This window comes from Mycobacterium sp. E342, from assembly GCF_001667665.1.
Lineage (GTDB): Bacteria > Actinomycetota > Actinomycetes > Mycobacteriales > Mycobacteriaceae > Mycobacterium.
Genome location: NZ_LZJM01000150.1, coordinates 26,765 through 39,688 on the forward strand (window position 1 = coordinate 26,765; position 12,924 = coordinate 39,688).

The window sequence follows — 12,924 nt, forward strand, 5'->3', positions numbered from 1 at the left end:
CCTAGCCGCTGCGCGGCTGGGGGTGCCCCCACCTCGCGCCGCACGCGGCGCGCATCGTCGCCGCGCTAGGGTTCCGCCATGACGAAACGCGCGGCCGCCGCCGCTGTCACCGTGCTGCTCGGCATGACCGGATGTGGGCCCGCGCAACCGGTATCCAGCCCGCCCGCGCTCTCTGACGCACCGCCCAACGAGGTGTCCGGTGTGGCGATCCCGGCGGGGCGCATCGATCAGGCGGTGGCAAAGCTCGACGGCCTGGTCGGTGACCTGATGAAGAGCACCGGCGTCCCGGGAATGGCGGTGGCCGTCGTCCACGGTGGAAAAGTGCTGTACGCCAAGGGTTTCGGCATCAAGGACGCGAGCAGAGGGCAGGGACAGGACAACAAGGTGGACGCCGACACGGTCTTCCAGCTGGCGTCGGTGTCCAAATCGGTCGGCTCGACGGTGGTCGCGCATGAAGTGAGCGACGGCGCCGTCGCATGGGACACCCCGGTGGCGGCCAAGTTGCCGTGGCTGACGCTGAGCGATCCGTACGTCACCAGCCACGTGACCCTCGGAGACCTGTATTCGCATCGTTCCGGGCTGCCCGACCACGCCGGTGACAAGCTTGAAGACCTGGGCTACGACCGTCGGCAGACCCTCGAACGGCTGAAGTACCTGCCGCTCGCCCCCTTTCGGATCAGCTACGCCTACACCAACTATGGCCTGACCGCCGCCGCCGAGGCGGTGGCCGCCGCGGCGGGCAAGTCGTGGGAGGACCTGTCTGACGAGGCGCTCTACCGCCCCCTGGGCATGGCGTCGACCAGTTCGCGCTTCGCCGATTTCATCGCACGGCCCAACCACGCGGTCAACCACATGAAGATCGCGGGCAGGTGGGAGGCCCGGTTTCAGCGGGACCCGGACCCGCAGTCGCCTGCCGGCGGGGTGAGCTCCTCGGTCAACGACATGGCCCGCTGGCTGATGATGTTGCTGGGCAACGGAACATACGACGGCTGGCGGATCACCTCACCGGAAGCCCTGCTGGCCGCCACCAGCCCGCAGATCGTTTCGGCGCCCGCGAAAGCGCCCAACGCGCGCTCGGGGTTCTACGGATACGGCTTCAACGCGTCGGTCGATTCCTCGGGGCGCACCCAATACAGCCACTCCGGCGCCTTCGACCTGGGCGCCGCGACGAACTTCGTGGTCATGCCCGCGGAGAACCTGGGCATCATCGCGCTGACGAACGGCGCGCCCTACGGCATCCCGGAAACGCTGACCGCCGAATTCATGGATCTCGTCGTGTACGGCCAGATCCGCGAGGATTGGGCGGCTCTGTACCAGAAGGCGATCGGCTGGCTCAACAATCCCGAGGGCTCGCTGGTCGGCAAGCAGCCGCCGGCCCGGCCCGCCCCGCCCAGGCCGCTCGTCGACTATGCCGGGGTCTATGGGAACGATTACTGGGGACCCGCCGTGGTGACCGAACACGACGGCGCGCTGCAGCTGGCGATGGGTCCGAAGAACCGGACGGTCGCCCTGACGCACTGGGACGGCGACACCTTCACCTTTGCTCTGACCGACGAAAACGCGCCGCCGGGAACGGTTTCCAAGGCAACATTTGCGGGGCCGACACTGAACCTTGAGTACTACGACTCCGACAAGCTGGGAACGTTCACCCGATGATCGCGGGCCTGACCGATGCCGAGGTCGCGCAGCGGGTCACTGGAGGCAAGAGCAACGCCGTCCGGGAGCGTGCCACCCGCAGCATCCCGGACATCGTGCGGGCCAACGTCTTCACCCGCATCAACGCGATCCTGGGGGTGTTGCTGCTGATCGTGGTGGCGACCGGCTCGCTGATCAACGGCATGTTCGGCCTGCTGATCGTGGCCAACAGCGTCGTCGGCATGGTCCAGGAGATCCGGGCCAAAAAGACGCTGGACACCCTCGCCATCGTCGGACAGGCAAAGCCTCTGGTGCGCAGGCAATCCGGGACCCGCACCTTGCTGCCCGCCGAGGTGGTGCTCGACGACATCATCGAACTCGGACCGGGCGACCAGGTGGTCGTCGACGGTCAGGTCCTCGAAGAGGCCAACCTGGAGGTCGACGAGTCGTTGCTGACCGGCGAGGCCGACCCCATCACCAAGGCCGTCGGCGACGCGGTGATGTCGGGCAGCTTCGTCGTCGCCGGCACGGGCGCCTACCGTGCCACGAAGGTGGGACCGGAGGCCTATGCCGCCAGGCTCGCCGAGGAGGCCAGCAAGTTCACGCTGGTCAAATCCGAACTGCGCAACGGCATCAACCGGATCCTGCAGTTCATCACCTACCTGCTGGTGCCGGCCGGACTGCTGACGATCTACACGCAGTTGTTCACCACCCACGTGGGCTGGCGGCAGTCCGTGCTGCGGGCGGTGGGTGCGCTGGTGCCGATGGTGCCCGAGGGCCTGGTGCTGTTGACGTCGGTCGCCTTCGCCGTCGGGGTTATCCGGCTCGGCCAGCGCCGGTGCCTGGTGCAGGAGCTGCCCGCCATCGAGGGACTCGCGCGGGTCGACGTGGTCTGCGCGGACAAGACGGGCACGCTCACCGAGAACGGCATGCGCGTCGCGGGCGTCGAGGAACTCGAAGCGGCACGGCGGCACAGCGTCGACGACGCGCTGGCGGCACTGGCCGCCGCCGACCCGCGCCCCAACGCCAGCATGCAGGCGATCGCCGAGACCTATCGCCGGCCGCCGGATTGGATCGCCACGGCGACCGCGCCGTTCAAGTCGTCCACCAAGTGGAGCGGGGTGTCCTACTCCAGCCACGGCAACTGGGTGATCGGGGCGCCGGATGTGCTGCTCGACCCGGCGTCGGCCGCGGCCGAACGCGCCGAGCGGATCGGCGCGCAAGGTCTGCGGGTGCTGCTCGTGGGCACCGGCGACGTGGCCGTCAACCACCCGGACGCCCCGGGCCGCGTCACCCCCGTCGCGCTGGTGGTCCTCGAGCAAAGGGTGCGTCCCGACGCCGCGGAAACGCTGGATTACTTTGCCGAACAAGGGGTTTCCGTCAAGGTGATCTCCGGCGACAACGCGGTGTCCGTCGCGGCCGTCGCCGACCAGCTCGGGCTGCGCGGTGAAACCATGGACGCGCGCCGGCTACCGTCCGGGCCCGCGCAACTGGCCGACGCGCTGGACACGCACACCACCTTCGGGCGCGTGCGGCCCGACCAGAAGCGGGCGATGGTGCACGCCCTGCAATCGCATGGGCACACCGTCGCGATGACCGGCGACGGCGTCAACGACGTGCTGGCCCTCAAGGATGCCGACATCGGCGTCGCGATGGGAGCCGGCAGCCCGGCATCGCGCGCCGTCGCGCAGATCGTGTTGCTGGACAACCGGTTTGCCACCCTGCCGTATGTCGTCGGCGAGGGCCGGCGGGTGATCGGCAATATCGAGCGGGTGGCCAACCTGTTCTTGACCAAGACCGTCTACTCGGTCCTGCTGGCGCTGCTGGTGGGCATCGAATGCCTGTTCGCCGGGCCGCTCAAGGCCGACCCCCTGCTGTACCCGTTCCAGCCCATCCACGTCACCATCGCCGCGTGGTTCACCATCGGAATCCCGGCGTTCATCCTGTCGTTGGCCCCCAACAACGAACGCGCCAATCCCGGGTTCGTGCGGCGGGTGCTCACTTCGGCGTTGCCGTCCGGGCTGATCGTCGGCGCCGCGACGTTCGCCTCCTACCTGGTGGCCTATCACGGCCGGCACGCGACGTTTCAGGAACAGGAGCAGGCGTCGACCGCGGCCCTGATCACGCTGCTGATGACGGCGCTGTGGGTGCTCGCGGTGGTGGCGCGGCCCTACCAGTGGTGGCGGGTCGCGCTGGTCATCGGCTCCGGCCTGGCCTACGTGGTGATCTTCAGCCTCCCGCTGGCCCGCAAGGCGTTCCTGCTCGATCCCTCCGATGTCGTGGTGACGTCGACCGCCGCGGGGATCGGCGTGCTGGGCGCCGCCGCCGTCGAGGCGATGTGGTGGATGCGGGCCCGGATCCTGGGCGTGCACCCGCGGTTGTGGCGCTGACCGCCCGATCGCCCGCGTGTGCGGTTCCACCCGGCAAGTAGGATTTCGGCGGGGAAAGGACGGGTACATGGGATTCCTGGACAAGGCCAAAGAGCTGTTGTCGCAGAACGCCGACAAGGTCGAGACGGCGATCGACAAGGCCGGCGAATTCGTCGACGACAAGACGCAGGGCAAGTACTCCGACACCATCCACAAAGTGCAAGAAGAGGCCAAGAAGGCGGCCGAACAAGCGGCAAAAGGCGACAACCAGAACTGAGCTCATGGCGAAACTCTCCGGATCCATCGACGTCCCGCTGCCACCCGAGGTGGCCTGGAAGCATGCCTCGGATCTGTCCCGGTATAAGGACTGGCTCACCATTCACCGGGTGTGGCGCAGCACACTGCCCGACGACATCGACAAGGGCACGGTCGTGGAGTCGATCGTCGAAGTCAAGGGCATGTACAACCGGATCAGGTGGACGGTCGTTCGGTACAAGCCACCGGAGGGCATGACGCTCAACGGCGACGGCGTCGGTGGCGTCAAGGTCAAACTCATGGCCAAAGTTCAGCCCGCCGAGGAGGGCTCCGTCGTCAGCTTCGACGTCCACCTCGGTGGCCCGGCACTGTTCGGGCCGATCGGCATGATCGTCGCCGCCGCGCTGCGGGGCGACATCGACACGTCGCTGCAGAACTTCGTCACGGTGTTCACTCGGCCCGACCCCGGCATGAACGGTTCCGGCGGCGGCCACCGCTGACCGAGCAGCGCCACGCTAGCGTGACGCCCACGGGGCCGGTCCCCGGTCGGCTAATCTCGCTGACATGACTCGCCGGCTGCGCCCTGGTTGGCTGGTGGCGCTTTTCGCGCTGGTGATCTCGGCCAGCTCGTGGCTGCCCTGGCTGACTACGGCGGTCAACGGCGGGGGCTGGGCCAGCGGCATCGGGGGCGCTCACGGCAACTTGGAACTTCCGCGGGGGTTCGGCGCCGGCCAGCTCATCGTGCTGTTGTCCTCGGCGCTGCTGGTGACCGGGGCGATGGTGGGTCGCGGCCTGGCGGTGCGGCTCGCTTCGGTTGCGGCGCTGGTGATTTCCTTGCTCATCGTCGCCCTGACGGCGTGGTACTACAAGCTCAACGTCAATCCGCCGGTGTCGGCCCAATACGGCCTCTACGTCGCCGCGATCGCGGCGGTCTGTGCGGTGGTGTGTTCGATCGCCGCCGTCGTCGCGGCGCTGGCTTCCGGTCGGTCCGGTCGCTGAGGTCTCTACGGCGACGGGAACTCGTGTGTCCCCGACGCGGAGCTGTCGGCGGGCTCGTTGACGCCGAACACGAACGGGGCGAACACGATTTCGCGGCCGTCGGGGTCGCGGTAGGTGATCGCGCCCGTCGCCTCCCAGTACGGATGCTGTTCGACCGGTTCGATGCCCGCCGCTTGCAGGCGGACGATCGCCGCCTGCTGCGCCTGCCGGTCGGGGAAGTACAGGCACAGCTGTTCGTGGGGGTCCACCGCGACGGGCTCGACGGATTCCACGATCTCCAGGGTCAGGTTCCAGCTGGGCAGGCCGAAGATCGCGCCGTTGCTGCCGTAGCTGTCGCCGAACGTCTCGTAGAGCGGCAACCCCACCAGCTCGCGGTAAAACCGCACCGCCTCTTGGAAGTTCGACGACCGGCGCGCGAAGCGAATGCCGCCGATCGACGCCAGCTGCATCGGCCAGTGCGTGGTCCGGCGGGGCTTGTGGACGTCCATCACAGCCCGACCGCGGTCGCCGCCGACTCCGCGGTGTCCCAGCGCCGGAGCTGCTCGCCGGGCGCCCACGTCGCATGGGTGCCGCTGGAAATGCGCTCCGGCAGTTGAATTCTGCATACCGGGCCGTCGGCCACGCGCGCGGCGTCGAGAACCACGCAATACGAGGCGTCGGTATTCATGTCGGTGGTCAAGGTGATCAGGTAGCCGTCGTCCTCGCCGGTGGCACCGCGCCGCGGCGCCATCGCCGTCTCGCTGCCGTAGACGCCGTCGCCGAAGGAGAATTCCTGTTGGCTACCGGTGCGCAGATCGTGTTTGACCAGCCCGTCGAAGAGGAACCAGCCCGGTTTGCCCGTGGCGGCATAGGCGTAGCGGTAGTCGCTTGCGGCGTAGTCGGGGTTGATGGTCCCGAACTCGGTGACCGACTCCGACAGCCGCTCCTCGCGCACGGCGCCGGTGGCCAGGTTGAAACGCCACCGGTGCAGCCGGGATTGCAGCCGATCCAGCGCCAGGAACCGGAACAGCTTGTCCCACTTGGTGCCACCGTTGTCAATCGGCGAAGGGTCGCCCTCGAAGAAGCCGTCGAGCACGATCTCGTCACCGTCCTCGTAGGCGTTGACGAAGTGCAACACGAACGTGGGGTCCGCCTCGAACCATCGGATGTCCCCGGTTCCGCCCCGGCGGGGCAGGACCGCGAAACGCGACGGCAGGTCGGGATGAAAGCCCGGCAGGTGCACGTCCTGCTCGAGCAGGACGGGGTCCCAGAACAACGGAAAGTCGTTGAGAATCACGTAGTTTTCGGTGAATGCCATGTCGTGCGGCAGTCGCGGCCCGGGCAGGGGAATGTCGACGTAGTGGACGAGCTCGCCGTTCTCGTCGACCACGCCGTAGCGCATGTACGGGTCGCGCTTGCTGTAATTGAAGAACAGCAGTTCACCGGTTCTGCTGTCCACCTTCGGGTGCGCGGACACACCCCACTCGGTGGGGAAGCGCCCGTTCCAGGTCTCCTTGCCCAGGGTTTCACCCGACCACGGATTGACGCGGTAGAGGTCGCCGCACTGGTAGAAGCTGGTCAGCGCGACGCCCCGGTGCACGATGACGTCGGTGCTCGACGCGTCCTTCATCAGGGTGCGAGCGCCCCAGCCGTCCTTGCGCTTGGCCAACTGCACGGGCTCGGCCAGCCCCGGCCAGAGTGGCTCACCGGCCTCGTTCTCCGCCAGGAAGCCGTCGGTGCGCACAAAGCGGTTGCGATAGAAGGCTTTTCCATCGCGGAATCCGACGATGTGCAGCATCCCGTCGCCGTCGAAGGGGTGATACGTCTTCAGGGCGGGGTGCAGCGGATTTTCGGTGTTCCGCAGGTAGATGCCATCCAGGTCGTGCGGGATCTGCCCTTCCACGGCGGTGAGGTCGTCGGCGTTCCACTCGGTGGTCTGGGGACGCCACGGCCCGGTGCGGTAGGGGTGGTCGTCGTCTTCGGCCAGCGTGGACAGGAACTTGCCGACGAGCTCGACGTTCATGTCACGCACTTTCTGCCGTGCCGACAACGAAACTCACGGTAGTGGCGGTGCTGCCACCGAAATTGAGGGTGCCGAACTTCCTCGCCCCTTCGACCTGATACTCGCCGGCCGCGCCGCTGACCTGTTTGGCCGCGTCGAGCAGCATGCGCACGCCGGAGGCCCCGACCGGGTGGCCGCCGCCGATCAGGCCGCCGCTGGGATTGATGGGGAGCCGCCCGCCGACCTCGATCTCGCCGTTTTCGATGGCCTTCCAGGACTCACCGGGGCCGGTCAGCCCGATGTGGTCGATGGCCAGGTACTCGCTGGGCGTGAAACAGTCGTGCACCTCGTAGCCGTCGACGTCGTCGAGGGTCAGCCGGGCGCGCCGCAACGCGTCGTGCACCGCGGCCCGCACGTGCGGAAGGATGTAGGGGTCGTCCGCGGCCCGGTCCAGCTTCTGCCGCAGCCCCAGCCCCACCGTCCGGTGCCCCCAACCCTCGACGCGGCCGATCGGGCGCGCATCGGGGTGATCGCGCAGATAGGCGTCCCCGACCAACACCAATCCCGCGGCGCCGTCGGTCATTTGGCTGCAGTCGAAGCGTCGCAACCGGCCCTCGGTGACGGGGTTGGTGGCGTCGTCGTCCGTGATGGGGTCCGGAACCGTCCATGCCCGGGTCTGGGCGTTAGGGTTACGCCGGGCGTTCGCGAAGTTCAGCTGCGCGATGGCGCGCAGATGTGCGTCGTCCAAGCCATAGCGCCGGTCGTATTCGTCGGCGACCGCGGCGAACATCGACGGCCACAGGTACCGCGCGTCGGCCCCCTCGTGACCCGTCCACGCGGCCGCGCCCAGGTGTTGCGCCGCGGTGTCACCGGGCACGGTCTTCTCGAGCTCGATGCCCACCACCAGCGCGCTGTCATAGGCACCGGACCGCAGATCGGCGATCGCGGCCAGGGCGGCGATGCTGCCCGACGCGCAGGCCGCCTCGTGCCGGGAGGCCGGGGTGTCCCAGAGATCGGGGCAGACCGTCGCGGGCATCGCCCCGAGGTGACCCTGGCGGGCGAACATCTCACCGAAGGCGTTGGCCACGTGGACCACTTCGATGTCGGCGGCGTCGACCCTGGCCGAGGCCAGCGTGGCCTCGACGATCTCGGCGGTCAGGGCGGCGAAGTCGCGGCCCTCTCTGGTGAGATTGCGGGCGAAATCCGTTTGGCAACCGCCCAGGATCCACACACCGGCCGAGCCATCCATACGCCGCAGGCTACTCCTGGACGGCCTCGTCGTTGAAGCGAATGAGGGCGGCCCCGTCGGCTCTCGGGCTGAACCGACGGGACCTAGGCGAACGCGAAGGCCGGCCGACGCGTGCGCCTCTTATGGAACATTGCCCCGTACCGCGGCGGACAAACATGCGGGTTACGCGTGACGGCGTCGCACCCGGGTTCAGATGGCGCCCTCGACGAGCTCGATGTCGTCCGACTGCGGCACCGCACGTCGTCTGCGGGCATCGGCGGAGTCGACGGCCGCCAGGTCGACGCCCTTCGTCTCGGCGGCGGCGAGGACGGCCAGGGCGCTCACCGCGGCGGTGGCGGCCAGGTACCACGCGATGGGCACCGCGGACCGGTAGGTCTCGAGCAGGCGAACCGCGATGATCGGCGCCAGCGAACCGGCCAAGATCGAGGTGACCTGGTAACCGAGGGACACCCCCGAATACCGCATGCGGGTGGGGAACATCTCGGCCATGGCCGCCGGCTGGACCGCGTACATCAGGCCGTGAAAGACCAGACCGATGACGATCGCCGACATGATGACGGCGCTGCGCCCGCTGTTCATCATCGGGAACGCGAAGAAGCCCCAGGTGCACGCGCAGAGCGCGCCGATGAAATAGATTGGCCGCCTGCCCAATCGATCGCTGAGGTTCCCGGCCAGCGGGATGACGGCGAAGTGGACGGCGTGCGCGGCCAGCAGCCACCACAGGATGGTCTTGGTGTCGGCGTGCACGTGCACCTTCAGATAGGTGATGGAGAAGGTGACGACGAGGTAGTACATGGTGTTCTCGCCGAGGCGCATGCCCATGGCGGTGAAAACGCCACGCGGATAGCGCTTTAGCACCTCGACAACGCCGAGCCGGCTGGCGTTGATGCGGTCGTCCTGACGCTGTGCTTCGTAGAAGATCGGCGCGTCGGTCACCTTGGTGCGGATGTAGTAACCGATCAGGACCACGACCGCGGACAGCCAGAACCCCACGCGCCAGCCCCAGCCGAGAAATGCCGGATCCGAGAGCGTCGAGGTGAGTACCAGCAGCACCACGGTGGCGAGCATGTTCCCGCCGGGGACGCCGGCCTGCGGCCAGCTGGCCCAGAACCCGCGGTGGGATATCGGACTGTGCTCGGCGACCAGCAGGATCGCCCCGCCCCACTCGCCGCCGACGGCGAAGCCCTGCAGGAAACGCAGCACCACCAGCAACGCGGGGGCCCAGTAGCCGATCTGGGCGAACGTGGGCAGGCAGCCCATCGCAAAGGTGGAAACGCCGACCAGCAGCAGGCTGAGCTGCAGCAGTTTCTTGCGGCCGTGCCGGTCGCCGAGCTGGCCGAAGACGATGCCGCCGAGGGGGCGGGCGGCGAAGCCCACCGCATAGGTCACGAACGCGGCCAGGATCGCGTCGAGCTCGTTGCCGCCCCGGGGAAAGAACACTTTGCTGAAGACCAGGGTGGCGGCGGTGCCGTAGAGGAAGAATTCGTACCATTCCACCACCGTGCCCGCCATCGAGGCGGCGACCACACGGCGAAGGTACGCTGGGCTTTGGATCAGCTTGCCGCGCAGATCATTACGCACAGTCATCGGTCGCCCTCCTTGGCGGGCCGCGCACCCGGGCAGCCGGGATCGTGTTTGCCGGGGTTGGCCGCGGTGCTTGGCGACGGCGATGACGGGTGTGCTGGCGGATGGGAGCGTACCTGCCCCGGAGGCTCATCGCACGGTGTTCGACGAGACGCTCGGTGGCGGTCGGCGACGCGCCTGCGCGGTCGCCGCGAACGGGCGGGTGCGGACGGGGGACGGGCCGCGTTGCGACACGGTCACGGATGCGTACCTATCGTCGCATCACTAGTCACAACTGCCGCGCTGATCACTATCGTCACATGAGCCAACTGCGGACGTCAATGCGGTGTCCCGCCGCTCGAAAGGTGTTACATGTCGGCGATTCTTCGAAGTGTGTCGCTATCGATGGCGTCGGCGGCCGCTGTCGGACTCGTCTACGTGGTCGGTCCCGCACCGTCGGCCAATGCCACCCCATGCGGCGCGCCGGAAGCGAACGTCGACCCACCCGCCGCGCCGCCGGCGATGCCCGCGCCCCAGCCGGTCGTCCAGCCGCCCACCGGGCGCAGACCCAGCCACGCCAATGACCAGGCGCCGCTGCCCAAACTGGGTCCGCTGATCTCGTCGTTCCTCAAGCCGGCGATCCCTCGGCAGGTCGCCCCGATGAGGCCGCAGGCGGAGGTGTTGCCGCCCGGGCCCAATCCGCCGGCCCCCGGCCTCGCGCAGCCTCCGAACGCCGGCCAGTTGCAGCCGAACGCGGCCCCGGTCCCGCCGCCGCAACCCGCGCCGGCGCCGCCCCCCTCCATCGCGGGGGCGCCGACGTCGCTGGTCGACTGGGTAACGGGACCCGACGGCCCGAACAAGACTCTGCAGCGGTTCAGCATCTCCGGTACCGACCTCGGAATCGCCTGGGACAACGGGGATCCCGCGAACCACCAGGTGCTGATGGCCTTCGGTGACACGTTCGGCTACTGCAAGGTCAAGGGCCAGCAGTGGCGCTACAACACGCTCTTCCGCAGTTCGGACCGCGATCTGTCGCACGGCATCCACATCGCCGAAGGCGTTCCCAACGACCGATACTCGGGTTCACCGGTGTGGGCACCGAGCCTGTCCAAGCAGGTCGTCAACACCATCCACAAGGCCGCCCACGAGACGGGGATCATCCCCACCGCCGGCATCTCGATCGGCCGGACGCAGTACATGAGCTACATGTCGATCCGGCAGTGGGGTCGCGACGGCGAATGGAGCACGAACTACTCGGCGATCGCGCGGTCCAACGACAACGGCCAGAACTGGGGGATCTTTCCCACCTCGATCCGGACCGCGTCGGCGGACGCCATCCCGGGAGCCGGGTTCACCCCCGGTAACGAGAACTTCCAGATGGGTGCGTTCATGAAGGGCAACGACGGTTACCTCTACCAGTTCGGGACCCCATCGGGACGCGGTGGCGCGGCCTTCCTGTCGCGCGTGCCCCCGGGTCAGCTGCCCGACCTAACCAAGTACCAGTACTGGAACGGCGACGAGGGCGGCCGCTGGGTTCCGAACAATCCGGGTGCGGCCACACCGATCTTCCCGGGGCCGGTGGGCGAGATGTCGGCCCAGTACAACAACTACCTCAAGCAGTATCTGGTGCTTTACACCAACGGCGGCAGCAACGACGTGGTGGCACGCACCGCCCCGACCCCGCAGGGGCCGTGGAGCCCGGAGCAACCGCTGGTGTCGTCGTTCTCCATGCCCGGTGGCATCTACGCGCCGATGATCCACCCGTGGTCGTCGGGGCGCGACCTGTATTTCAACCTGTCGCTGTGGTCGGCGTACGACGTAATGCTGATGCACACCGTCTTGCCCTAATCGTGATCGTGTCGCACCCCCAATAGTCGGTATACGTGTCGCACCCTGAATAGAGCGGGGGCCTAGCGAGAGAGGAGATCGCCGATGATCACCTTCGACAACCCGGCCACGTCGACCGCCAGCAAGCCGAGGCGGCCAGACATCGAGGTGCGTATCGAGGGCGTGCACCGCAGGGGCGGCGCCGTCCGGCTGGGCATCGTGCTCGACGGTCGGATGGCAACCTAACCCCACGGGTCGGCCGCCGGCCGCATTGGCCGGGGCAAGATGTAACGCGTGAGTTGGGCCAAGCGCGAGGCGAAGGCGCTCGCGGATACGACACTGACGGGCGACGCGTTGCTCGCCGAGCTCGAAGACTATGTCCGCGTGCACAATCCGGGACTGACGGACGTTCGGCTCGAGCGGGCGACCGCGACCGAGGAGTACGACAACAGCGTGGAGCCGCATCGACGGTGGTATGTGGTCACCTACCTGGCCGACGATGGCGAGGGTTATGGGATCAAGCCATGAGCTGTCGCCGTGAGTGGCGCCCACTTTGACCGTCATGCGTCGCCTGTTACCGGCCAGGATCGGCGAAAAGATCGGCGCTGATCTTGGCCAGCGCCGCGCGCACCATCGTGGAACGGCGGGAGGGCATGCGGTCGGGGATATCGCCGGCGCGACAGGTCCCGGCTTGGCTCGAAGTAGTGCGGACGTCAGCGGCGTTTCGGTGAGGCCCCTGGGTGTGAGGGTGGTGGTTGGTCGCAATCGGTGCATATGGGTTGGGCATGGATGTTGCTGGCCAATCGGCGTTTGTGCTGCGCCAGATAGCAATGGGCACAAGTAAATTCATCGACTTGTTGAGGGAGAACCTGGGTTTGGAGTGCGTCACGGGAGAGGTCGGCGCCCGGCAGCTCGAGGGTTCGGCGGTGTCGATGTCCTCGCTGAAAAGCGAATCCTGGCAGCTTCGCGTGCGAGGCGCAGCACGCCGAATGAATCCTTTTCTGGGTCTTCAGGGTTGGAGCGTGGTTGGTCGTAGTCGGTTGCCA

Annotated in this window: 13 protein-coding genes; 8 read left to right on the plus strand and 5 right to left on the minus strand. The window is 67.8% G+C overall.

Going from position 1 to position 12,924, the window contains the following annotated elements; translation table 11 throughout:
- The first annotated feature begins 78 nt into the window (after positions 1-78).
- The 5 genes from A5692_RS09665 (at position 79) to A5692_RS09685 (ending at position 5,258) form a co-directional block, all read left to right on the plus strand.
- Entirely contained in the window at positions 79-1,656 is a 1,578-nt protein-coding gene (locus A5692_RS09665) for a serine hydrolase (protein ID WP_068055072.1), read from the plus strand.
- Complete coding sequence (locus A5692_RS09670; protein ID WP_068055074.1) at positions 1,653-4,025, plus strand: cation-translocating P-type ATPase; 2,373 nt, start codon at positions 1,653-1,655, stop codon at positions 4,023-4,025. Before A5692_RS09665 ends, A5692_RS09670 begins: the two co-directional genes overlap by 4 nt.
- A gap of 67 nt (positions 4,026-4,092) precedes the next feature.
- A complete protein-coding gene (locus A5692_RS09675; RefSeq protein ID WP_067926061.1) occupies positions 4,093-4,281 on the plus strand; it encodes an antitoxin in 189 nt (62 codons plus the stop codon).
- A gap of 4 nt (positions 4,282-4,285) precedes the next feature.
- On the plus strand, positions 4,286-4,759 hold the full coding sequence (locus tag A5692_RS09680; RefSeq protein ID WP_067926058.1) for an SRPBCC family protein: 474 nt from the start codon (positions 4,286-4,288) through the stop codon (positions 4,757-4,759).
- Positions 4,760-4,823: 64 nt separating this feature from the next.
- Complete coding sequence (locus tag A5692_RS09685) at positions 4,824-5,258, plus strand: hypothetical protein (protein ID WP_067926056.1); 435 nt, start codon at positions 4,824-4,826, stop codon at positions 5,256-5,258.
- A 5-nt stretch (positions 5,259-5,263) separates the two neighbouring features.
- Here the strand turns inward: A5692_RS09685 and A5692_RS09690 are convergent, their stop codons facing one another.
- From A5692_RS09690 to A5692_RS09705, 4 genes are all read right to left on the minus strand, one after another.
- The gene (locus A5692_RS09690) at positions 5,264-5,746 is read right to left on the minus strand and encodes a VOC family protein (protein ID WP_067926053.1); all 483 of its coding nucleotides are present in this window, start codon (positions 5,744-5,746) and stop codon (positions 5,264-5,266) included.
- On the minus strand, positions 5,746-7,260 hold the full coding sequence (locus A5692_RS09695; protein WP_068055077.1) for a carotenoid oxygenase family protein: 1,515 nt from the start codon (positions 7,258-7,260) through the stop codon (positions 5,746-5,748). The genes A5692_RS09690 and A5692_RS09695 overlap by 1 nt, the downstream gene beginning before the upstream one ends.
- Position 7,261: 1 nt before the next feature.
- A complete protein-coding gene (locus tag A5692_RS09700; protein ID WP_068055080.1) occupies positions 7,262-8,488 on the minus strand; it encodes an acetyl-CoA acetyltransferase in 1,227 nt (408 codons plus the stop codon).
- A gap of 189 nt (positions 8,489-8,677) precedes the next feature.
- Positions 8,678-10,075: an MFS transporter gene (locus tag A5692_RS09705; protein ID WP_068055082.1), complete on the minus strand. Its 1,398-nt coding sequence runs from the start codon at positions 10,073-10,075 to the stop codon at positions 8,678-8,680.
- 348 nt (positions 10,076-10,423) lie between these two features.
- On the opposite strand from A5692_RS09705, the gene A5692_RS09710 reads away from it, so the two are divergent.
- The 3 genes from A5692_RS09710 (at position 10,424) to A5692_RS09715 (ending at position 12,406) form a co-directional block, all read left to right on the plus strand.
- Positions 10,424-11,899 carry a DUF4185 domain-containing protein gene (locus A5692_RS09710; RefSeq protein ID WP_068055087.1) on the plus strand — a complete coding sequence of 492 codons (1,476 nt, stop codon included), beginning with the start codon at positions 10,424-10,426 and terminating at the stop codon, positions 11,897-11,899.
- An 84-nt stretch (positions 11,900-11,983) separates the two neighbouring features.
- A complete protein-coding gene (locus tag A5692_RS28995; RefSeq protein ID WP_156751819.1) occupies positions 11,984-12,124 on the plus strand; it encodes a hypothetical protein in 141 nt (46 codons plus the stop codon).
- Between the two features lie 48 nt (positions 12,125-12,172).
- Complete coding sequence (locus A5692_RS09715; RefSeq protein ID WP_068055090.1) at positions 12,173-12,406, plus strand: hypothetical protein; 234 nt, start codon at positions 12,173-12,175, stop codon at positions 12,404-12,406.
- A gap of 185 nt (positions 12,407-12,591) precedes the next feature.
- Here A5692_RS09715 and A5692_RS28160 read toward each other — a convergent pair whose 3' ends face one another.
- Positions 12,592-12,891, minus strand: a complete 300-nt coding sequence (locus tag A5692_RS28160) for a DUF4193 family protein (RefSeq protein WP_156766007.1) — start codon at positions 12,889-12,891, stop codon at positions 12,592-12,594.
- Positions 12,892-12,924 lie beyond the last annotated feature (33 nt).